General features: G+C 68.0%; 20 protein-coding genes. 15 read left to right on the top strand and 5 right to left on the bottom strand.

Features of this window, described 5'->3' with window-relative positions:
* Positions 1-87 precede the first annotated feature (87 nt).
* Positions 88-429, top strand: coding sequence for a hypothetical protein (locus RBB42_RS21025; RefSeq protein WP_305971583.1), 342 nt, complete (start codon positions 88-90; stop codon positions 427-429).
* Positions 430-588: 159 nt separating this feature from the next.
* Here the strand turns inward: RBB42_RS21025 and RBB42_RS21020 are convergent, their stop codons facing one another.
* The 5 genes from RBB42_RS21020 to RBB42_RS21000 form a co-directional block, all read right to left on the bottom strand.
* Positions 589-1,767: a geranylgeranyl diphosphate reductase gene (locus RBB42_RS21020; RefSeq protein ID WP_305971582.1), complete on the bottom strand. Its 1,179-nt coding sequence runs from the start codon at positions 1,765-1,767 to the stop codon at positions 589-591.
* Between the two features lie 3 nt (positions 1,768-1,770).
* Positions 1,771-3,060 carry a BCD family MFS transporter gene (locus RBB42_RS21015; RefSeq protein WP_305971581.1) on the bottom strand — a complete coding sequence of 430 codons (1,290 nt, stop codon included), beginning with the start codon at positions 3,058-3,060 and terminating at the stop codon, positions 1,771-1,773.
* Complete coding sequence (gene chlG, locus RBB42_RS21010; protein WP_305971580.1) at positions 3,057-3,968, bottom strand: chlorophyll synthase ChlG; 912 nt, start codon at positions 3,966-3,968, stop codon at positions 3,057-3,059. Before chlG ends, RBB42_RS21015 begins: the two co-directional genes overlap by 4 nt.
* A 65-nt stretch (positions 3,969-4,033) precedes the next feature.
* Entirely contained in the window at positions 4,034-5,497 is a 1,464-nt protein-coding gene (ppsR, locus tag RBB42_RS21005) for a transcriptional regulator PpsR (protein ID WP_305971579.1), read from the bottom strand.
* Between the two features lie 46 nt (positions 5,498-5,543).
* Positions 5,544-6,329, bottom strand: a complete 786-nt coding sequence (locus RBB42_RS21000; protein ID WP_305971578.1) for a cobalamin B12-binding domain-containing protein — start codon at positions 6,327-6,329, stop codon at positions 5,544-5,546.
* A gap of 334 nt (positions 6,330-6,663) precedes the next feature.
* Between RBB42_RS21000 and bchF the strand changes: the two genes are divergently transcribed.
* The 14 genes from bchF to RBB42_RS20930 form a co-directional block, all read left to right on the top strand.
* A complete protein-coding gene (gene bchF / locus RBB42_RS20995; protein ID WP_305971577.1) occupies positions 6,664-7,152 on the top strand; it encodes a 2-vinyl bacteriochlorophyllide hydratase in 489 nt (162 codons plus the stop codon).
* A complete protein-coding gene (locus RBB42_RS20990) occupies positions 7,149-8,426 on the top strand; it encodes a ferredoxin:protochlorophyllide reductase (ATP-dependent) subunit N (protein ID WP_305971576.1) in 1,278 nt (425 codons plus the stop codon). The genes bchF and RBB42_RS20990 overlap by 4 nt, the downstream gene beginning before the upstream one ends.
* Positions 8,423-9,946, top strand: a complete 1,524-nt coding sequence (gene bchB, locus RBB42_RS20985) for a ferredoxin:protochlorophyllide reductase (ATP-dependent) subunit B (RefSeq protein ID WP_305971575.1) — start codon at positions 8,423-8,425, stop codon at positions 9,944-9,946. The genes RBB42_RS20990 and bchB overlap by 4 nt, the downstream gene beginning before the upstream one ends.
* Entirely contained in the window at positions 9,936-13,508 is a 3,573-nt protein-coding gene (locus tag RBB42_RS20980; RefSeq protein ID WP_305971611.1) for a magnesium chelatase subunit H, read from the top strand. The genes bchB and RBB42_RS20980 overlap by 11 nt, the downstream gene beginning before the upstream one ends.
* Before the next feature lie 106 nt (positions 13,509-13,614).
* Positions 13,615-14,514, top strand: coding sequence for a ferredoxin:protochlorophyllide reductase (ATP-dependent) iron-sulfur ATP-binding protein (gene bchL, locus RBB42_RS20975; protein WP_088715733.1), 900 nt, complete (start codon positions 13,615-13,617; stop codon positions 14,512-14,514).
* On the top strand, positions 14,515-15,195 hold the full coding sequence (gene bchM / locus RBB42_RS20970) for a magnesium protoporphyrin IX methyltransferase (RefSeq protein WP_305971574.1): 681 nt from the start codon (positions 14,515-14,517) through the stop codon (positions 15,193-15,195).
* The gene (locus RBB42_RS20965; RefSeq protein WP_305971573.1) at positions 15,192-16,628 is read left to right on the top strand and encodes a PucC family protein; all 1,437 of its coding nucleotides are present in this window, start codon (positions 15,192-15,194) and stop codon (positions 16,626-16,628) included. The genes bchM and RBB42_RS20965 overlap by 4 nt, the downstream gene beginning before the upstream one ends.
* Before the next feature lie 43 nt (positions 16,629-16,671).
* Positions 16,672-17,439, top strand: a complete 768-nt coding sequence (gene puhA / locus RBB42_RS20960; protein ID WP_305971572.1) for a photosynthetic reaction center subunit H — start codon at positions 16,672-16,674, stop codon at positions 17,437-17,439.
* A 21-nt stretch (positions 17,440-17,460) separates the two neighbouring features.
* A complete protein-coding gene (gene puhB, locus RBB42_RS20955) occupies positions 17,461-18,102 on the top strand; it encodes a photosynthetic complex putative assembly protein PuhB (RefSeq protein ID WP_305971571.1) in 642 nt (213 codons plus the stop codon).
* Positions 18,103-18,112: 10 nt separating this feature from the next.
* Positions 18,113-18,586 (top strand): photosynthetic complex assembly protein PuhC, encoded by a 474-nt coding sequence (gene puhC, locus RBB42_RS20950; protein ID WP_305971570.1) that lies wholly within the window; start codon positions 18,113-18,115, stop codon positions 18,584-18,586.
* Between the two features lie 17 nt (positions 18,587-18,603).
* Positions 18,604-18,900, top strand: coding sequence for an O2-dependent cyclase accessory protein (locus RBB42_RS20945; protein WP_043143925.1), 297 nt, complete (start codon positions 18,604-18,606; stop codon positions 18,898-18,900).
* The gene (gene acsF, locus RBB42_RS20940; protein ID WP_305971569.1) at positions 18,897-20,021 is read left to right on the top strand and encodes a magnesium-protoporphyrin IX monomethyl ester (oxidative) cyclase; all 1,125 of its coding nucleotides are present in this window, start codon (positions 18,897-18,899) and stop codon (positions 20,019-20,021) included. Before RBB42_RS20945 ends, acsF begins: the two co-directional genes overlap by 4 nt.
* Before the next feature lie 61 nt (positions 20,022-20,082).
* Positions 20,083-20,898 carry a putative photosynthetic complex assembly protein PuhE gene (gene puhE, locus RBB42_RS20935; protein WP_305971568.1) on the top strand — a complete coding sequence of 272 codons (816 nt, stop codon included), beginning with the start codon at positions 20,083-20,085 and terminating at the stop codon, positions 20,896-20,898.
* The coding region (locus RBB42_RS20930; RefSeq protein WP_305971567.1) for an aminotransferase class I/II-fold pyridoxal phosphate-dependent enzyme at positions 20,888-21,231 on the top strand (344 nt) is incomplete at its 3' end. The genes puhE and RBB42_RS20930, both read left to right, overlap by 11 nt.

Raw genomic sequence — 21,231 nt, 5'->3', positions numbered from 1 at the left:
CTGGTTGCCCCCAATGGCCTGCACCACGGCTTTCTGGCCAGCTGGGCCTCGGCCCATCCGCTGGCGCAGGTCCATGCGGCGCCCGGCGTGCAGGCAAATTCCGCCGGCGTCGTGGTCGACCACCCGCTGGGCGAGGTGCCACCGGCGGACTGGGCCGGCACGTTTGACCAGCTTGTCTTTGTCGGCGACCGGATCACCACGGAGGTGGACTTCTTTCAACGTCCCAGCGGCACAACGATCTTCACCCACCTGCTGCAGCAACTGCCCCAGGGGATGACTTGCGGCTGGCGGGCGGTGGTGGCACGAGCCTTCGACTGGGCCCGCTGTGCGCAACGCGCGCTGCGCTCATCTTTCGTCAACCTGCCCGCCGCACCCTCTGCCCCGCTAGCACTGAAGACCGGATCACGACCCCGCTCGGGGGCCTTTTGATCTGCGCGGAACAAGGGGGCGACGCCCCGAGGGACCGGGATTGACACCCCGGTCCGGCACGATCCGTCCGGCGGCCGCCGTTTTCAGGTTTCCAAGAAAGATGCCCTTCCCCGCCCGGCCAACATGCCGACGGCGGGCAAAGGGGCGGCTCCTGCCCGCCTAGGTATAGCCCGAGGGAACCAGCCGGGTCAGATGGGCGAGGTTCTTCAGCCCGATCTTCAGATGCGCCAGCGGGCGGGCACTGACCAGCTTCTTGTTCATGTAGGCCTCGAAGGTCAGGCTCTGCACATCGACGTCATGACAGAGCGAGACGAAACGCTCGCGCCGCTCGTCCGAACGGTAATAGGCCCGCTGCATCGATCCCAGCACCCGGAACACGGTCTTGTGCTCGCGCATGAAAAGGCGCCGGGCCAGCCGCAGGTCGCGCACCCGGCCGCTGGCCAGGCAGGCGGCGGCGGCGGTGGCGGCCACGCGGCCGCCAACCATCGCGTAATAGATCCCCTCGCCCGAACTGGGGGCGACCACGCCGGCGGCATCGCCTGCCAGCACCACGTCGCGCCCGTTGTCCCAGCGCGCCAGCGGCTGCAACGGGATCGGCGCGCCCTCGCGGCGCAGAGTGCGGCAGGCGCTCAACCCCGAGGCCGCGCGCAGGTCCGCTGTGGCCCGCTTCAGGTCCACCCCCTGCACCATCGACCCCATGCCGACGCTGGCAGAGGCCCCGTGCGGAAAGACCCAGCCGTAGAAATCCGGAGAAATCCGCCCGTCATAGACCACGTCGCAGCGGCGCGGATCGTAATGCCCGGAGGCCGCGGGGGCGTCGATGATCTCGTGGTAGGCCATGACATATGGGATGCGGTCGCCGCCCGGCACCTCGGCCCGGGCCACCAGCGAGCGCGCACCATCGGCCCCGATCACCAGCCGGGCGCCAAGGCGGCGCTCTTCGCCGCTGGCCTTGTCGCGGTAGACGACCTGCGCGCCCCCGGCGTCGCGGATGGTCCGGCGAAAGGTTCCGGAGAACAGCCGCGCCCCGGCCCGACGGGCACGGGTGCGCAGGAAGGCGTCGAAATGCGCGCGGTCGACCATGCCGACAAAGCCGTTCTCGATCGGGATATCCACCCGCCGCCCGGTGGGCGAGATCATCCGCGCCGTGGTGATCCTGGCCACAAGTTGATCGTCGGGGATGTCGAAATCCGCAATCAGCCGGGGCGGGATGGCACCGCCGCAGGGCTTGATCCGCCCGGCCCTGTCCAGCAGGGCCACCCGGTGACCCGAGCGCGCCAGGTCTTCGGCGGCGGTGGCCCCGGCGGGGCCGCCGCCCACCACGATGACATCGAACATGATCTATTCCCCCGGCGTGATCCGGACCGCCACGTGACGACGGTCCGGGATGACCCGCAGCGCCATCAGCGCGGCAAGGATGAAAAGCCCGGCCTCGGCCAGGAAAACGAGCCCGAAGGCAGAGGCATCGGGCACCAGCGTCAGGCGCAGCAGGTCAACCGCCGCCGCCCCTGTCAGCCCGCCAAAGCCCGCTGCAATGGCCTGGGCCGCGCCCCAGAGACCCATGCGCGTTCCCTCGCGCGCGCCACGCCCCTGTCCCGCAAGCGCCATCATCGACCCGATGGCGGCCACGGCGAACATGCCGTTGAACAGGCCCAACGCGACCACGGCCGGCATCAGTGCCGCCACGCTGCCCGTGGCGCCGGTCAGGGTGATCGCCGCCAAGCTGGCCGCGGACCCCAGGCAGCCCGCCATGACCCAGGCACAGAGGCTGCCGATGCGCAGCCCCGTCGCCGCCACGCCCACCGCCAGCATCCCCAGGAAGACACCGCCGTTCTGTGCGCCGCTCAAGGTGGTGGACTGTCCGGGCGTGAAACCGAAGACGAGGCCCGCGTAGGGTTCGAGGATCAGCTCCTGCATGAAATAGGCGATCATCGAAAGAAAGACGAAAACCGTGAAGGCGCGGGCGTCCGGTTCGGCCCAGACCTCGCGCAGGCCCTCGATCAGCGAGGGCGGTTCGGGCTGCGGCGCGGGCGGGGCCAGGCGCCGCTCGATTCCCCAGGTGGCTAGCACCGTCAGCACCAGCGCGCCCAGTGTGACGCCCGCCACGATGCGCAACAGCAGCGCCGGGCTGTAGGGATCCAGGAGCGCGCCGATGCCGCCCGCCGTCAGCGCGATGCCCGCGATCATCATCAGCCAGGTGATGGTGGCGGCAGCAGCGCGGCGGCGCGGGTCGGTCGCCGTGGCCAGCAGGGCCAGCAGCGAGGTGCCCGAGGCCCCCACCCCCAGCCCGATCAGCGCGTATGACAGTATCGACAGTATCAGCGCGGCGGCAAAAGCGATGTCGAACAGGGCCACGCCCAGCGCCGCCCCGATCGCGCCCAGTCCCAGCACCGCCATGCCGCCGATGATGAAGCGCGTGCGCCGCCCACCGATATCGGACAGGAACCCCCAGTTCGGGCGGGTGATCTGGATGCCGTAGTGCAGCCCCACCAGAAGTCCCGGCAGTACCGCGGGCAAGGCCAGTTCCACCACCATCAGCCGGTTCAGCACAGAGGTCGTCAGCACGACGATTGCGCCTAGGCACATCTGCACCAGTCCCAGCCGGACAATCGACAGCCACCCCAGCGTCATCCCCCTGCCCCCAGGCTCCGCAAGGCGAAGGCGGCAACCATCATGCCGCTGACGTACATCAGCACGCCGGTGCCGTTGTACCAGGGCGCGCGGCCTTCGGGATCACGCAGGAGGACGGTCATCGCCCAGACCTGCCCCGCCAACAGCGCCGCGATGACCAGTGCCAGCATCGGCGCGCCCCAGAGCGTCAGAAGCGCGATCACCGCCACTTGTGGCAGCGTCATGACACCACAGGCCACCCGCGCGGCGCGCCCCGGCCCCAGGGTGACGGGCAGGGAGTTCACCCCCATCCGGCGGTCTCCTTTCAGGGCCTTGAAATCGTTGAGCGTCATGATCCCGTGCGCGCCCAGCGCATAGAGCGCCGCAACGGCGATCACCTGCACCGAGGGCGCCCCGGCGGAAATAACGGCGGCGCCGGTGAACCAGGGCAATCCCTCGTAACAGAGCGCCACCAGCCCGGGCCCCCAGATGCCGGAGCGTTTCAGCCGCACGGGCTCTGCCGAGTAGGCCCAGGCGGCCAGCACGCCAAAGACCGTCGCGCCAAACCCCCAGGACCCCAGGAATGACCCGATCCAGAGCGCCAGCAGCGTCATCGCCAGCGCGATCCACAGCCCCCAGCGACCGGGAATGCGCCCCGAAGGGATCGGCCTGTCAGGTTCATTGATGGCGTCGACATGGCGGTCGCACCAGTCGTTCGCGGCCTGGCTCATGCCGCAGACCACCGGGCCGGCCAGCACCATGCTCAGGATCACCTGCCCCGGCGCCGCGTTGACCGCGACACCGCAGGAGACCGCGCCGCAGAGATAGGCCCAGATCGGCGGAAACCAGGTGATGGGCTTGACCAAGGTCAGCACCGCCCGCGGATGCGGGGCGCGGCGTGTAAAATGTAAACTTGACGATACACTCATGCCGTCAAGTTAACTACACACATCGAGTCGGAGAAAGGGTTTTCTTTGGCCGAGCCCCCGCCAGCCTAGCCCGATCGGCCTGTCTGGTCGCCCGAGCCGGCGTCCGAGGGTTCGCCGTTCAGCATGTCGTACTTGCGCAGCTTGACGTAGAGGCTCTGCCGCGACAGGCCCAGCATCTCGGCGGCGGCGACGCGGTTGTTCTTGGTCAGTTGCAGCGCGGTGTCGATGCACATGCGTTCGATCACGTCCGAGGTGGCCGAGACCAACTCCTTGAGAGAGGCGGTGCCGACAAGGTCCATGACGTTCTTGAGCGCCTCTTCGCTGACCGCCGCCCCGGCGGCCGCTTCGACCGCCATGTCGCCGCCCGAGGCATCGCGCAGGATCAGCCCGATACCCTGGTCACGCCCGCCCTTGCGCAGTTGCGCCGTCGAGATGTCGACGGTGGTGCGGGTGCCCACGACACTGCGGAACTGCGCCATGAAGCTGCGGATGCGCCCCTCGCGCTGGGTGCTGTCCATCAGCAGGCGGCTGCTTACGCCGCCGCGCACCAGGAAATCTGAAAAGGGCCTGTCCTTGACGTCACGCAGTTGCGCCGCATCGGCCATGACAAGGAACGCCTCGTTGGCCTCGCGGATCATGCCATTGGCGTCCAGCAGAACGATGGCGTCGCTGGTGGCGTCAAAGAGGGTCGACAATGCCTGCGCCGCCTCGGTTCCGCCACTGGCTTCCTCGCGGGTCGGGGCAAGCCGGCAGAGCAGGCCAAGCTCTCCGGCGGCGCGGAAAAACTCGGGGAACAGGACCACGGGCTTGTCGTTGCGGCGCGCCACAAGGTCGATACCGGGGCGGTCGTCCTGCCCCCCTGCCGCCTGCAGCGCCTCCATCAGTTCCGACCGGCGGCGCCCCTCAAAGGCCTGGTTCAGTGCGCTGCCGGGCAGCGTGTCGGGCTTGGCCCCCAGCAGGGCGGCGGCAGCGCTATTTGCATCGCGGATGCGCCCGCTGTCCGGGTCGACGAGGATCAGCGGTGTCTCGGCCGCCTCCAGCACCACGCGGAAAAAGGTCTCGGCGCTGCGGATGCGCTGCTTGTCCCGCTCGCGGGCCAGTTGTTCGTTGACCAGCCGCTGCTGGACCTCGGCCACAGGCTGCATGTCACGCCCGACCAGCAGCAGGGTCTCTCCCCCATTGACTGGCAGAGGAACGTAACGCACCGGGAACTCCCAGTCGGCATTGTCGAAGTGATTGAGTTCAAGCGGACCGCCGAATTGCTGCGGGCTTTCGGCAAGGCTCTCGCGGCGGGCGGCGTATTTGACCTTGCTTTCGACGTTCAGGAAGGTTTCGAACTTGCGGCCGACCCAGTGATCCAGGCATCCGAAGGCCGGGCATTCGGGACTAACGAAGATGCCGATGACCGTGTCCCGGGCGTCGATATGCACGGCGATGTCGGCGGTGTGCTCGATGATCTGGCCAACCGCAGACGCGTCCGGCAAGACGCCGACGTGTTCGAACTCCGATGGCGCATCCTGCCGTGTCAATGTGCATCCTCACTTGTCTTACATACGCCAGCTCCTAACGCAGTAGCTACGCAAGCGAGTCGACGGTCAGCGAATTGGCCACAGTGGCAAGTCCGCATCCCTCTATTGCCTCACGCGCCGACCGGACCGCAAGGTCAGCCCCTGTCAGAACCTCGACACCGTCCGAATCAGCAACATATTTGCCGCCCACGACGATCGGAGGGCACCGACCAAGGCCGGCCTTCAGATTCTTTATGATTTCCTGAACGTTTTCAACAGATTTGTAGGTCGCCATAGAGATCCCGAGCATCGAGAACCGGCCTTCTTCGACGACGCGCAGCAGTTCGGCGTTTGAAAGACGGATCGCCATGCGCACCCAGAGGCCGTGCCGGCGAAACTGGTCGGCGGCCACGAAGGCGCCCAGAGTGTGATCCTCGACCGCGGGCAGAATCATCAGGATCGACTGTCCCAGCGGCACGGTACGGTCCAGCCAGGTGCCCCCGGGCAGGTCGGAACGGTTCTGGAACAGGGCCTGCAGCCGCGCCGCGCCGATCGTGACCTGGACAAAAGTGGCCTTGTCCTGGACCCACAGCTCACCGATCCGTCGGGCCACGGCGGGCACGTAGTCAGTCAGCACCTCTTCCGAGGTCACTCCGGTTGCGATCAGGGACGAGATGACCGCCTGGTGGCTGGTCTCCGACTCGGACATGATCTCTTCGCAGAGACGATCAATCCAGTCATCCTTGGATTGCGGAGACCGGATCCTGCGATTGTCTGCAACGGATTTGAGCGCCGCTTCTACGAGGAACCGTATCGCCGTGTCCCGGTCGTCGGACTGGTCACGCCGACTCATGCTGTGCTCCATGCGACCATCCCCCCTCCTGGATGGTGGCGCCGGCGGCTTTCGCCAGAAACGAGTCGCCAACGCATCCCAAGAGTGTGCGGACGGCACAGGCATCTGTCAATTTTAATTGACATCGAGTTTCCCTCACTGTCGTCAAGCAGATGAAAACACCGAACTTTAACCGAGATAGCGCGTTTTTTCGCAGGGCAAGGCCTGCAATTGGGGGACTCGCGCCAGTCTTTTGCGTCAGAAAATTCTGCCATCTCGAGTGTAAGTTTTAATTGACACTTCGCAAGCCCACCCCCTAGCATCAGAGGTGATTTCTCCGCTGGGGAGGGCGAAGATGCTGCGACAGATCCAAGAGGACTCCGGCCGCGAGACGCTCTACACGCAGGCGCAGAAGCAACGCCGCGACAAGAGCGCGTGGACCCTGGTTCAGGGCATCCTGGCGCCGCTGCAGTTCCTGGCCTTTCTGATCTCGCTGGCGCTGGTGCTGCGCTACATGGCGACGGGCGCGGGCTATGAGGCGGCAACCGTCTCGATCCTGGTCAAGACCGGGTTCCTGTACCTGATCATGGTCACCGGGGCGATCTGGGAAAAGGTCGTCTTTGGCCAATACTTGTTTGCCCCCGCCTTTTTCTGGGAAGACGTCTTCAGCATGGTCGTGATCGCCCTGCACAGCGCCTATGTCTGGGCGCTGCTGGCGGGCAGCCTGACACCGGGCGGGCTGATGCTGCTGGCGTTGGCGGCCTACGCCGCTTATGTCGTCAACGCGGCCCAGTTCCTGCTGAAACTGCGGGCCGCGCGGTTGCAGGCGGCGGTGCCCGCATGACCGCACCCGCCCCCGCAACAGGATGCCGTGACGTCCCCGTCCTGGCCGAACGCGGCCAGCAAGAGGTCTTTTGCGGGCTGACCGGCATCATCTGGCTGCATCGCAAAATCCAGGACGCGTTCTTCCTGGTTGTCGGCAGCCGCACCTGCGCCCACCTGCTGCAAAGCGCCGCCGGAGTGATGATCTTTGCCGAGCCGCGTTTCGGCACCGCGATTCTCGAAGAGACGGACCTCGCCGGGCTGGCCGATGCGCAGGAGGAACTGGAACGCGAGGTCGACCGCCTGCTGTCACGGCGTCCTGACATCCGCCAGCTGTTCCTGGTGGGCAGTTGCCCGTCCGAGGTCATCAAGCTGGACCTGTCGCGCGCCGCCGAACGGCTGTCGGCGCGGTACGCCCCAAAGGTGCGGGTGCTGAACTACTCGGGCTCGGGGATCGAGACGACATTCACCGAAGGCGAAGACGCCTGCCTGGCCGCGATGGTTCCGGCCCTGCCAGAGACCGACCGGCGGCAGCTGATCCTCGTGGGCGCCCTGCCCGACGTGGTCGAGGACCAGGCGCTGGACCTTTTGAGCAAGCTGGGGATCGAGGACGTCGCCGTCCTGCCCGCGCGCCATGCCGACAGCGGCCTGGCCATCGGGCCGAACACCGTCTTCGCCCTCACACAGCCGTTCCTGGGTGGCACGCTTGCCGCCCTTGAACGGCGCGGGGCGCGGCACATTCCCGCGCCGTTCCCGTTTGGCGAGGAGGGCACCACCGCGTGGCTGACCGCCGTGGCGCGGGAATTCGGCGTTGATCAGGCGCATTTCGATGCCGTGACCGCCGCGCCCCGTGCCCGCGCCGCCCGCGCCGTGGCCCGGGCCGCCGAGGACCTGCGCGACAGGTCTGTGTTCTTCTTCCCCGACAGCCAACTGGAAATCCCGCTGGCGCGTTTCCTGACCCGCGAATGCGGGATGCGGGCCATCGAGGTCGGCACGCCTTACATCCACCGCGCCGTCGTCGGGCCGGAACTCGACCTGCTGGACCGTGGCCCGCTGTTGACCGAAGGACAGGACGTCGAACGTCAGCTGGACCGCTGCCGGGGCACCCGGCCGGGCCTGACTGTTTGCGGCCTTGGCCTTGCCAACCCGCTGGAGGCCGAGGGGCTGGCCACCAAGTGGGCCATCGAACTGGTCTTTACCCCGGTGCATTTCTACGAACAGGCGGGCGATCTGGCCGGGCTCTTCTCGCGCCCCCTGCGCCGCCGCGCGGCCCTGCGGCTGGAGGCGGCGGAATGAAGCTGTCGGTCTGGACATACGAAGGTCCGCCGCATGTGGGCGCGCTGCGCGTCGCGACGGCGATGAAGGGGCTGCACTACGTCCTGCACGCGCCGCAGGGCGACACCTATGCCGACCTGTTGTTTACCATGATCGAGCGGCGCAACCACCGTCCGCCGGTGACCTACACCACCTTCCAGGCGCGCGACCTGGGCGCCGACACGGCGCAGCTGTTCAAGACCGCCTGTCTGGCCGCCTACGACAGGTTCCAGCCGCAAGCGATGATCGTCGGCGCCTCGTGCACCGCGGAATTGATCCAGGACGATCCCGGCGGCATGGCCGAGACGATGGGCCTGCCGGTGCCTGTGATCCCCCTGGACCTGCCCAGCTACCAGCGCAAGGAGAATTTCGGCGCCGATGAGACGCTGTTCCAGTTGGTCCGGGCCCTCGCCCGGCCGATGGACAGATCGGCCGATGTCACCTGCAACCTGATCGGCCCGACGGCACTGGGGTTCCGCCACCGCGACGACATCATCGAACTGACCGCCCTATTGGGCGACATGGGGATCGGCGTGAACGTCTGCGCCCCCTATGGCGCCACGCCGCAGGACCTGACCCGGCTGGGCGCGGCGCATTTCAACGTGTTGATGTACCCCGAGACCGGAGAGGCCGCCTGCCGCTGGATGACGCGTGAGCTGGGCCAGCCCTATACACGGACCGTGCCCATCGGTGTCGGCGCCACCCGCGATTTCCTGGGCGAGGTCGCAGCCCTGACGGGCCGGTCCGTGGCACTGGACGAAAGCCGCCTGCGCCTGCCGTGGTATTCCGCCAGCGTCGACAGCACCTACCTGACGGGCAAGCGCGTCTTCATCTTTGGCGACGGCACCCATGTGGCCAGCGCCGCCCGCATCGCCCGGGACGAGATGGGGTTCGAGGTGGCGGGACTGGGTTGCTACAACCGCGAACAGGCGCGGATGATCCGCGCCCTGGCGCGCGAGCATGGCGTCGAGGCGCTGATCACCGAGGATTATCTCGAGGTCGAGGCCCGCATCGCGGAGCTGGCCCCCGAGATGATCCTGGGCACCCAAATGGAACGCCACATCGGCAAGCGCCTTGGCATTCCCTGCGCGGTCATCAGCGCGCCGGTCCACGTCCAGGACTTTCCCGCCCGCTACTCGCCCCAGATGGGGATCGAGGGCGCCAACGTGATCTTCGACACCTGGGTGCATCCGCTGGTCATGGGGCTGGAAGAGCATCTGCTGACCATGTTCCGCGAGGATTTCGAGTTTCACGACGATGCCGGGGCCAGCCATCACGGCGCCGCCGCCACGCCACGCACTCCTGATCCCGATGCCGCCGAGGCGCCCGATTCTGGCGGCGAGGTTATCTGGCTGGACGAGGCCGAGCGCGAGTTGCGCAAGGTGCCCTTTTTCGTGCGCGGCAAGGCGCGCCGCAACACCGAAACCTATGCAAGCGAACGCGGTCTGACCCGGATCGGGCTGGACACGCTTTATGACGCAAAGGCCCATTATGCGCGATGACGGGTTCATAGGTGGCCCCAACGCCCCGGACGGCTACAGCGTCGTGATCCTGACGCTGGACGCCCATGCCGCCGGTCCCTGCGCCCGGGCCGCAGACCGGCTGCGCAACGAGTTTCCCGGCCTGCGCGTCGCGATCCATGCCGCCGCCGAATGGGGCGAACACCCCGAGGCGCTGGAGGCCGCGCGCCGCGACATCGCCACGGGCGACATCATCGTCACCAGCCTGCTGTTCCTCGACGAGCACATCCGCGCGATCCTGCCCGACCTGCAGGCGCGGCGCGAAAGCTGCGACGCGATGGCGGGGCTGATCTCGGACGCACGCATCGTCAAGCTGACCCGCATGGGCGGGCTGGACATGGCGGCCCCGGACAGCGGCGTGCGCAAGCTGATGAAAAAGCTGCGCGGCAGCGGCAAGTCCGGCGTGCAGGACGGCGCCCGCAAGATGCGGATGCTGCGCCGCCTGCCCCGCATCCTGCGGTTGATTCCGGGCCGCGCGCAGGACCTGCGGGCCTGGTTCCTGTCCATGCAATACTGGCTGGGCGCGTCCGACGACAATGTCGAGGCGCTGATCCGCTTCCTGATCTCGCGCTATTGCCGCCACGCGGACTGGCGCGGGGCCGAAGCCCCGGCACCGCAGGACTACCCAGAGGTGGGCCTGTACCACCCCGACCTGCCCGACCGTATCGCCACCGATGCCGCCGACCTGCCCGGCCCGGCGGCACCGCGCGCCGCCGTCGGCCTGCTGATGATGCGCAGCTATGTCCTGTCCGGCGACACGGCACATTACGACGCGGTGATCCGCGCGCTTGAGGCGCGCGGCCTGCGCGTCCTGCCCGCCTTTGCCGGGGGCCTGGACGGGCGCCCCGCCATCGAGGGCTTTTTCCGGGACCAGCACGGCGCCAGGATCGACGCGCTGCTGTCGCTGACGGGGTTCTCGCTGGTGGGCGGGCCGGCCTACAACGACAACGCCGCCGCCACCGCGTTGTTGCAGGCGCTGGACGTGCCCTATGTCGCCGCGCATCCGCTGGAGTTCCAGACGCTGGGCGAATGGGCCGCCTCGGCGCAGGGGCTGGGCCCGATCGAGACCACCATGCTGATCGCCCTGCCCGAGCTGGACGGCGCGACCAACCCGACGATCTTTGCCGGGCGTCACGGGCCGTCGGGCTGCGACGGTTGTGCGCGGGCCTGCCAGGCGTCCTCGACCGTCAAGGCGCTGGCCCCTTGTCACGACCGGATCGAGGCGCTGGCCGCCCGGGTCGACCGGCTGGCGGCCCTTCGCCGTTCACGGGTGGCCGAGCGGCGGGTTGGCATCGTCCTGTTCGGTTTTCCACCCAATGCGGGGGCCGCCGGGACAGCGGCCTACCTGGACGTGTTCCAGTCGCTTTTCAATACGCTGCACGCGATGGCGGATCGCGGCCATGACCTGACCCCGCCCGCCAGTGTCGAAGCGCTGCGCGAGACGGTGCTGGGCGGCAACGCCCGACAGTACGGACAGGAGGCCAACGTCGCCGATCATGTCGGCGCCGAACGGATCGTGACCGACACCCCCTGGCTGGACGAGATCGAGGCGCAATGGGGTCCCGCCCCCGGCAAGGTCCAGAGCGACGGGCGCGGCGTTTTCATCCTTGGGGCCACCTTCGGCACGGTCTTTGTCGGGCTGCAACCCGCCTTCGGATACGAGGGCGACCCGATGCGCCTGCTCTTCGAGCGCGGCTTTGCCCCGACCCATGCCTTTGCGCAGTTCTACCTCTGGCTGCGGGACCGGTTCCGCGCCGATGTTCTGCTGCATTTCGGGATGCATGGCGCCCTGGAATTCATGCCCGGCAAACAGGCCGGCCCCGGCCCCGCCTGCTGGCCCGACCGCCTGATCGGCGACATGCCGAACGTCTATCTCTATGCGGCCAACAACCCTTCAGAGGCAACGCTGGCCAAGCGGCGCAGCGGCGCGGTGACGGTCTCTCACCTGACGCCGCCTCTGGCGACGGCGGGGCTCTACAAGGGGCTGGCCGAGCTGAAGGACAGCCTGACCCGCTGGCGCGCCGCCGCCCCCGGCGATCCCGCCCGCGACGAGATCGCCACGCTGATCGCCGACCAGGCAGAGGCGCTGGACATGGGGGGCACCGACCCCGAGGCGCTGTGGCTGCGCCTGCTGGAAACCGAAACGGCGCTGATCCCCGAGGGTTTGCATGTGGTCGGGCGCGCCATGACGCCCGAGGCACGCAACAGCTACGTGGAGCTGTTGCCGCCCGAGGCCGACCGCGAGGAAATCGCGGCGCAACTGCGGCGTGATACGGAACTGCCCGCGCTGATGAGGGCGCTGGAGGGGCGCTTTACCCCGCCGGTGCCGGGCGGCGACCTGATCCGCTCGCCCGAGATCCTGCCCACGGGGCGCAACATCCATGCCTTCGATCCCTTCCGGATGCCCAGCGCGCTGGCCTGCCGCGACGGCGCGGCGCAGGCGGACCTGCTGCTGGACACGCACAAGACAATGCCGCGCAGCATCGCCGTGGTTCTCTGGGGGTCGGACAATATTAAATCCGACGGGGCGCCCATCGGGCAGGCGCTGGCATTGATGGGCGCGCGGCCCCGGTTCGACGGCTTCGGACGGCTCTGCGGCGCCGAACTGATCCCGCTGGAGGACCTGGGGCGGCCCCGGATCGACGTCGTCATGACCCTGTCGGGCATCTTCCGCGACCTGCTGCCGCTGCAGACCCGGATGCTTGCCGAGGCGGCGCTGAAGGCAGCAGAGGTCGATGAACCCGCCGACCGCAATTTCATCCGCGCCCATGCGCTGGCCTGCATCGAGGAAACCGGCTGCGACATGGCGCAGGCGGCTCTGCGGGTCTTTTCCAACGCCGAGGGCGCCTACGGGTCGAACGTCAACCAGATGGTGGATTCCTCCGCCTTCGGCGACGAGGACGAACTGGCCGACGCCTACGAGGCGCGCAAGAGTTTCGGCTATGGCACCGACGGCAAGGCACAGGCGCGACCGGCGCTGTTGCAACGTGCGCTGGCCCGGGTCGACCTGGCCTATCAGAACCTCGAATCCGTCGAGCTGGGCGTGACCACGGTGGACCATTACTTTGACACGCTGGGCGGGATTTCCCGCGCGGTGAAACGCGCGCGCGGCGGTCAGGGCGCCGCCGTCTACATCTCGGACACGACGCGGGGTGCGGGCAAGGTCCGCAGCCTGGCCGACCAGGTTGCGCTGGAGACACGCGCCAGGTCGCTCAACCCCAAGTTCCACGAGGCGCTGCTGAAACATGGCGCCGAGGGCGTCCGTCAGATCGAGAGCCACGTCACCAACACGCTGGGCTGGTCGGCCACCACCGGGGAGGTCGAGCCCTGGGTCTACCAGCGGATCTCCGAGACCTTCGTTCTGGACGAGGACATGCGCAACCGGCTGGCGGCGCTGAACCCGGCGGCCTCGTCCCGGATGGCGAACCGGCTGCTGGAGGCGCACGACCGCGCTTACTGGCAAACCAGCGCCGAAACACTGGCGGCGCTGCGCGAGGCGGCGGATGCGCTAGAGGACCGGATGGAAGGGGTGGCCGCGGAATGAACGGGCGTTGCGCATCCGACACGGCCGGACCGGGGCGCTGCCCCGGACCCCGAAGTATTTGCAGCCCAAAGAAACAAGGGGCGCTGCGCCCCGTTTGGTGGACTTCATGAGCCCGAGAGACGACATCCCGCAGCTGCGGCGCGGTCAGGACGGCGAAGGCTCGGTACAGGTGCACCAGGACGCCGACGCCAGGATCGAGGGGGCCAAGGTCTTTTCCGTCTACGGCAAGGGCGGCATCGGCAAGTCGACGACCTCGTCCAACCTCTCGGCGGCCTTTGCCAAGATGGGCAAGCGGGTGCTGCAGATCGGCTGCGATCCCAAGCATGACAGCACCTTTACCCTGACAGGGCGGTTGCAGCCCACGGTGATCGACATCCTGAAGGAAGTGGATTTCCACGCCGAGGAGCTGCGCCCCGAGGATTTCGTGACCGAGGGCTGGGGGGGCGTGCATTGCGTCGAGGCGGGCGGCCCGCCCGCCGGGACCGGCTGCGGCGGCTACGTCGTGGGCCAGACGGTGAAGCTGTTGAAACAGCACCACCTGCTGGAAGACACGGACGTGGTGATCTTTGACGTCCTGGGCGACGTGGTCTGCGGCGGCTTTGCCGCGCCGCTGCAGCACGCCGACCGGGCAGTGATCGTGACCGCCAATGATTTCGACAGCATCTACGCGATGAACCGGATCATCGCCGCGGTGCAGGCCAAGTCGGCCAACTACAAGGTGCGGCTGGCGGGCTGTATCGCCAACCGCTCGCGCGAGACCGACGAGGTCGATCGCTACTGCGCAAGGGTCGGCTTCGACCGCATCGCGCATATGCCCGACGTCGACGCCATCCGCCGTTCGCGGCTGAAGAAGAAGACGCTGTTCGAGATGGACGACGAAGACGACATCATCGCTTGCCGGGCGGAATACCTGCGGCTGGCCGAGACGCTCTGGCGCGGGACCGAGCCGCTGGCGCCGGCGCCGATGGAAGACCGCGACATCTTTGAAATGCTGGGGTTCGACTGAATGAGCTACGAGGCCACCAAATCCCGGGTCGAGACCTATTTCGACACCACCGCCACCCGCACGTGGGAGCGGTTGACCAGCGATGCGCCGGTCAGCCGCATCCGCGAGACCGTGCGGCGCGGACGGGACGCGATGCGGGCACAGATCCTGTCGCGCCTGCCCGGTGACCTGCGCGGGGCGCGGGTGCTGGACGCGGGCTGTGGCACCGGGCAGATGACCGCCGAACTGGCGGCGCGCGGGGCCGAGGTGGTGGCCGTCGACATTTCCCCGGCGCTGGTCGGTATCGCGCGTGACCGCCTGCCCATCGACCTGCGCGGGCAGGTACATTTCACCAGCGGCGACATGCTGGACCCGGCGCTTGGCCGTTTCGACCATGTGACCGCGATGGACAGCCTGATCTACTACGCCGAAAGCGACATCGCGCAGGCCCTGCAGGGGCTGGCCCGCCGCACCGAGGGCCGCCTGGTCTTTACCGTGGCGCCGCGCACGCCCCTGTTGATGGCGATGTGGCGCATGGGACAGCTGTTCCCGCGCGCCGACCGGTCGCCGGTGATGGTGCCGCATGCCCCGGGCCGCCTGTCGCGCGCGCTGGGACGCGCCGGGGCGCCCGGGCGGCTGGCGGTGCTGGAGAGGGTTTCGGTCGGCTTCTACATCAGCCAGGCGATGGAGCTGGCCTCATGATCCTGCGCCCCGCACATCTCAAGGCCCTGACGGCGCGGCTGTTGCCCTTTGCGGATGCCGCCAGCCCCGGCCTGCCGATGGGCCAGCTTTTGCGGTTGTCGCTGTTCCAGGTCTCGGTCGGCATGGCGACGGTGATGCTGCTGGGCACGCTGAACCGGGTGATGATCGTCGAGCTTTCGGTGGCGGCCACGGTGGTCGCCGCGATGATCGCCCTGCCGGTGCTGATCGCGCCGTTCCGGGCGCTGCTGGGGTTCCGGTCGGACACCTACCGCAGCGCGATCGGCTGGAAACGCATTCCCTACCTCTGGTTCGGCTCGCTCTGGCAGATGGGCGGGCTGGCGGTCATGCCCTTTGCGCTGCTGGTCCTGTCCGGCGACGCGGTGCACCAAGTGCCCTTTGCCGGAGAGGTGCTGGCGGCGCTGGCCTTCCTGATGACGGGCCTGGGCCTGCACATGACCCAGACCGCCGGGCTGGCCCTGGCCACGGACCGCGCCGATGCGGAGACGCGTCCACGCGTGGTGGCGCTGCTTTACGTCATGTTCCTGCTGGGCATGGGGGTGTCGTCGCTGGTGATCGGCTGGCTGTTGCGGGACTTCAGCCCCCTGACGCTGGTGCGCGTGGTGCAGGGCGCGGCGGTCGTCGGCATCCTGCTGAACCTCGTCGCGCTGTGGAAACAGGAACACATGCGCCCGATGTCTCGCGCCGAACGCGAAGCGCCCCGCCCGCGCTTTGCCGAGGCCTGGGCCGACCTGCTGGCCGGCGGAGAGGCCGGGCGGCTGCTGGCGGTGGTCTTCCTCGGCACGCTGGCATTCAACATGCAGGACGTGCTGCTGGAACCCTACGGCGGCGAGATCCTGGGCCTGAGCGTGTCCACCACGACTCTCCTGACCGCCATCTGGGCGACGGGCGCGCTGGCGGGCTTTGCCCTGGCGGGCCGGGCCCTGGCGCGCGGGCGGGACGCCATGCGCATGGCGGGCACCGGGATGCTGACCGGGATCGCGGGTTTCTGCGCGGTGATCTTTGCCGCGCCGATGCAGGCGCCCGGTCTGTTCTTTGCCGGGGCCGGGCTGATCGGCCTGGGCGGCGGGCTTTTTGCAGTTTCGACCCTGCTGGCGGCGATGCGGATGCCGGCCACCGGCCGGGCCGGGCACGGCCTGGCCCTGGGCGCATGGGGCGCCGCACAGGCCACCGGGGCCGGGCTGGCCATCGCCCTGGGCGGCGGCCTGCGCGACTGGATCGGGGCGCTGGCCAGCGCCGGCGACCTGGGAACCGCGCTGCAATCCCCCGCCACCGGCTATGCCTTTGTCTACCACCTGGAAATCGGGCTGCTTTTCGTGACCCTCGCGGCCCTTGGCCCGCTGGTGCGCCTGCGCAGGCCGCCCCCCACCCCGCAATCGGAGACCCGCATCGGACTTGCGGATTTCCCCACCTGAGACCCCGAGGCGAGAGCACGGACACCCTGGAAAGGAAAGACCAATGGCAGACCCCTTCTTCGGAAACTTCGACCTGGCGAGCCTGGCGCTCTGGCTGTTTCTCGTCTTCTTCGCCCTGCTGATCTACTACATCCAGCGCGAGAACATGCGCGAGGGCTATCCACTCGAAAACGACGACGGCGACCCGGCGCCCAACCAGGGCATGTTCCCGGTTCCCGACGACAAGACCTTTACGCTGCCTCACGGGCGCGGCACCGTCACCGTGCCGTCGGGCCAGAACAGGGAACGGGCCGACCTGGCGCTGGCACGCACCGCCGCCTCGGACGGGTTCCCCTTTGAGCCGACCGGCGACCCGATGGCCGATGGTGTCGGCCCCGCCTCCTGGGCGGCACGGCGCGACGTGCCGGAACTGGACGGCCACGGCCACCCCAAGATCGTGCCGATGAATGCCACCGGCACCTTTCACGTCGCCGCCGGGCGCGACCCGCGCGGGCTGCCCGTGGTGGCCGGGGACGGCGCCGTCGTCGGCAAGATTTCCGACATGTGGGTGGACGCGCCGGAACAGCTGGTCCGCTACCTGGAGGTGACGCTGGACGACGAGGCGGGCAAGCGGCTGATCCCGATGACGATGGCCCGCATCCGCAAGGACGGCGTTCGCGTGCGCTCGATCTTTGGCGCGCAGTTCGCGGGCGTGCCGCAACATGCCTCACCGCGACAGGTGACCCTGCTGGAAGAGGAAAAGATCTGCGCCTGGTACGGCGGCGGCACGCTTTACGCCAGCGCCGCGCGGCAGGACCCGCAGTTGGGCTGAGACCGGGAAAGGAAAAGCGCCATGAGCCATGACGATTTCGCCTTCGAGCCGGTCCGCGGCCTGCCCGAACGCCCACCGGAGGGAGAGCAGATCCTCTGGCAGGGGCGCCCGGATTGGTGGGCGCTGACGGTGGAGGCGCTTAACCTGAAATGGGTGGCGCTCTACTTTTCCGGGCTGGCGGCCTGGCGCTTTGTCACGCTGGTCGACCAGGGCAGCGCGGTTCAGGCCTTTGCGGCCTCGTCCCCCTTCCTGATCCTGGGCGCGATCGTCTGCGCGCTGCTGATGGTCGTCGGCTTTGTCCAGGCCCGGGCCACGGTCTACACGATCACCAATCGCCGGGTCGCGATGCGCATCGGTGCTGCGCTGACCGTGACGCTGAACCTGCCCTACAGCCAGATCCGCAGCGCCGACCTGTCATTGCGCCGCCGGGGCACAGGAACCATCGCGCTGGACCTGCTGCCCGGGGACGTGCGCCTGTCCTACCTGGTGTGCTGGCCGCATGTGCGCCCCTGGGTGCTGCGCCGCACGCAGCCCGCGTTGCGCTGCATCCCCGAGGCCGAAAACGTCGCGCGCCTGCTGGCAGACCAGGCCGAGGCCGAGATCGCGACGCCCCGCGTAGCCCGTGGCACCCCTGCCCGTCCCGCGACCCTGGCCGCAGAATAGAGGTTTCGCAATGTCCCGCACCGCCATGCCGCCCCGCCTGAGACGCCCCGCCAACGACAAGGAGCTTGTCCCGCGCGTCATGGTGCGGCTGGTGGGCCTGCTGATGCTGACGGTGCTGGCACTGGTGACCGCCGCCCGCCTGACCGACCGTCCGCTGGAGGCCGTGCCGCCCGGCGGCGCCGTGACCCTCAGCCGCGAGATCGTGCTGTCCGGCGACATGGCCGGTGCCGCGCGGGTCCACACGCCCGAGGGTGTGCTGATCGCCGATCTTGCGCCCGAAGAGGGCGGATTCATCTCCGGTGTCTACCGGGTCCTGCTGCACGAACGTGGCAAACACGGCGTCGCGCCTGACGCCCCCGTCACGCTCTTGCAACGCGATACCGGAAGGCTCGAGCTGCACGACAGCAGCACCGGGTGGCGCGCCGACCTGATGGGGTTCGGCGCAGACAATGCCAGGGCCTTCGGGCGTTTGCTGGCGCAATGAGGGAAGGAGGCCAACAAATGGGATGGCTGACACATGAACTGGAAAGGGCGCCCTGCACGGTAGAGATCTCTCACCGGTTCGAGAGCCTGCACGCGCATGTGCGTTTCGACAACGGCACCACCGTCTACCCCGGCGACAGCGTCCGGGTCCACGGACCCGAGATCATGGCGCCCTATGGTGAGGTGATCCGCGAGGCGCGCGAGGCGACGATCGTCCGCGCCTCCGGGCTGGAACGGCTCTGGACCCGGCTGACCGGCGATTTCGAGGTCATGGAGCTCTGTGAATTCTCCTTCTCAGAGGAGGTCACGCTATGAACGTCCAGAACATGCACAGCGCCGACGCCACCACCGCCGAGGAAGGCCTGGCGATCCAGGAGGAACAGGCGAAATTCGACAGCAAGGCTGCCACCGAGACGGCGATGCAGAACACCCTGCTGACGCCGCGCTTTTACACCACCGATTTCGACGAGCTGGACGCCATCGACGTCAGCCCGGTGCGCGACGACTGGGACCGGCTGATCGCGCAGATGGTCAGCGACCCGAACAAGGGCCATTTCAAGAAGAACGAGGACTGGGACCGGATCGACTGGGACGGGATGGAGCCGCAGTTGCGCAAGGAGTTCATCGACTTCCTGATCTCGTCCTGCACTGCCGAATTCTCGGGCTGCGTGCTCTACAAGGAGATGAAGCGGCGCGGCACCAACAAGGACGTGACCCAGCTGTTCCAGCTGATGGCACGGGACGAGGCGCGGCACGCGGGCTTTATCAACGACGCGCTGCGCGAGGCAGGCGTGGCGGTGAACCTCGGCTTTCTGACGCAGAAGAAGAAATACACCTATTTCCGGCCCAAGTTCATCTACTACGCCACCTACCTGTCGGAAAAGATCGGCTACGCGCGGTACATCACCATCTATCGCCACCTCGAGGCGCATCCCGAGCACCGCTTTCACCCGATCTTCAAGTGGTTCCAGGAATGGTGCAACGACGAGTTCAGCCACGGCGAAGCCTTTGCCCTGCTGATGAAGACCGATCCGAAACTGACCTCGGGCGTCAACGTGCTGTGGATCAAGTTCTTTCTCACGGCGGTCTTTGCCACGATGTATGTCCGCGACCACCAGCGCCCGGCCTTTCACAAGGCGCTTGGCGTCGATCCGGATTGGTACGGGCAAGAGGTCTTTGCCAAGACCAGCACCCTGTCGAAACAGATCTTTCCGATCACGCTGGACATCGACAGCCCGCGCTGGTCGGCCGGGCTGAAGCGGTTGCAACGGGCCAATGCCGATCTTGACCGCGCCCGCAAACAGGGCGGCGTGGCCGGGTTCGCGCGGCGGATCTCGGCGCAGATGCGGGCGGTGACCGCCTTTGCCGGGCTCTATTTCATCCCGGCGAAAAAGCATCGTCTGCCGGCCAGCACCCGGCTGGAGCCGGCCTATTGACTGACCGGGCGCATATCCCCCGGTGCCTCTGCGCAGGCGGCGCCTTTCGGCCGGGCCCATCATGACGGGCGCGCCATGGGTCGCCGCGCTGGCCGCGCTGTTTCTCTGGTGGTCTTCCACCGGGGCGATCCTGATCGCCGTTCGCATGGCAGACCGGCACGGCCCGCGCGCACGGCGAGCGGTCACGCTGGCGGGTCTGCCCCTGCTGGCACTGGGCGCCTGGGGCATTCACGTCACCCAGGGGCTGAACGGCCGTGGCGCCGCCTACTGGGCCTTCCTGTCGGCGCTGGCGGTCTGGGGCTGGATTGAATTGTCGTTCATGACCGGTGCGATCACCGGCCCCAATCCCTATGCCTGCCCCGGTGACCTGCCGGAATGGGAACGCTTTATCCGCGCCTGGGGCACCATCGCCTACCATGAGATGTTGCTGGCCGCGGTGCTGATCGCGATCTGGCTGCACGGCCATGACGCCACGAACAGCGTCGCCCCCTGGACCTTTACCATCCTCTACTTCGCGCGCATCTCGGCCAAGCTGAACCTCTTTTTCGGCGTACCCCGGATCAACACCGAGTTCATTCCCGAGGCGCTCTCGCACCTTGCCAGCCATTTCCGCGTGCAGCGGCTCAATTGGCTGTTCCCGGTTTCGGTCACGGCGCTGAGCCTGGCCACCGCCTGCTGGCTGGAACGGCTGGCGGCAGCGGCAATGCCCGGGGCGGCCACGGGGTTCGCCCTGCTGGCGGCCCTGACCGCGCTGGCGCTGCTGGAACACTGGCTGATGGTGCTGCCCCTGCCCGATGCGAAACTCTGGCGCTGGATGCTGCCCGCGCCCCGCCCTGACAAGACGACACGACACCCGGAGGAACCTCATGGAATTTGACGCCCTGTTCACCGCCCAGCTCGACGCGCTCAAACAGGAGGGCAACTACCGGATCTTCGCGGAACTCGAACGCCGCTGCGGGGCCTTTCCCGCCGCGCGCAGCCATGACGCCGACACGCCGGACGAAGTGACCGTCTGGTGTTCGAACGACTATCTCGGGATGGGCCAGCATCCGGCGGTTCGCGCGCGGATGAAGGAGGTGGTGGACCAGTGCGGCACCGGGGCGGGCGGCACGCGCAACATCTCGGGCACCAATGCGCACCACGTCGCGCTGGAACGTGAACTCGCCGACCTGCACGGCAAGGAGGCGGCGCTGCTCTTCACCTCGGGCTA

The organism is Mameliella sp. MMSF_3455 (assembly GCF_030733205.1).
In the GTDB taxonomy this organism is placed as follows: domain Bacteria; phylum Pseudomonadota; class Alphaproteobacteria; order Rhodobacterales; family Rhodobacteraceae; genus Antarctobacter.
The sequence above is the reverse complement of the archived record's forward strand: the minus strand, read 5'-3'. Positions and strand labels throughout refer to the sequence as shown.

Coding starts and splice junctions, on each gene's coding strand:
- RBB42_RS21020 (WP_305971582.1), bottom strand. CDS start 1,767: ATGTTCGATGTCATCGTGGTGGGCGGCGGCCCCGCCGGGGCCACCGCC.
- RBB42_RS21015 (WP_305971581.1), bottom strand. CDS start 3,060: ATGACGCTGGGGTGGCTGTCGATTGTCCGGCTGGGACTGGTGCAGATG.
- chlG (WP_305971580.1), bottom strand. CDS start 3,968: ATGAGTGTATCGTCAAGTTTACATTTTACACGCCGCGCCCCGCATCCG.
- RBB42_RS21000 (WP_305971578.1), bottom strand. CDS start 6,329: ATGAGTCGGCGTGACCAGTCCGACGACCGGGACACGGCGATACGGTTC.
- bchF (WP_305971577.1), top strand. CDS start 6,664: ATGCTGCGACAGATCCAAGAGGACTCCGGCCGCGAGACGCTCTACACG.
- RBB42_RS20990 (WP_305971576.1), top strand. CDS start 7,149: ATGACCGCACCCGCCCCCGCAACAGGATGCCGTGACGTCCCCGTCCTG.
- bchB (WP_305971575.1), top strand. CDS start 8,423: ATGAAGCTGTCGGTCTGGACATACGAAGGTCCGCCGCATGTGGGCGCG.
- RBB42_RS20980 (WP_305971611.1), top strand. CDS start 9,936: ATGCGCGATGACGGGTTCATAGGTGGCCCCAACGCCCCGGACGGCTAC.
- bchL (WP_088715733.1), top strand. CDS start 13,615: ATGAGCCCGAGAGACGACATCCCGCAGCTGCGGCGCGGTCAGGACGGC.
- bchM (WP_305971574.1), top strand. CDS start 14,515: ATGAGCTACGAGGCCACCAAATCCCGGGTCGAGACCTATTTCGACACC.
- RBB42_RS20965 (WP_305971573.1), top strand. CDS start 15,192: ATGATCCTGCGCCCCGCACATCTCAAGGCCCTGACGGCGCGGCTGTTG.
- puhA (WP_305971572.1), top strand. CDS start 16,672: ATGGCAGACCCCTTCTTCGGAAACTTCGACCTGGCGAGCCTGGCGCTC.
- puhB (WP_305971571.1), top strand. CDS start 17,461: ATGAGCCATGACGATTTCGCCTTCGAGCCGGTCCGCGGCCTGCCCGAA.
- puhC (WP_305971570.1), top strand. CDS start 18,113: ATGTCCCGCACCGCCATGCCGCCCCGCCTGAGACGCCCCGCCAACGAC.
- RBB42_RS20945 (WP_043143925.1), top strand. CDS start 18,604: ATGGGATGGCTGACACATGAACTGGAAAGGGCGCCCTGCACGGTAGAG.
- acsF (WP_305971569.1), top strand. CDS start 18,897: ATGAACGTCCAGAACATGCACAGCGCCGACGCCACCACCGCCGAGGAA.
- puhE (WP_305971568.1), top strand. CDS start 20,083: ATGACGGGCGCGCCATGGGTCGCCGCGCTGGCCGCGCTGTTTCTCTGG.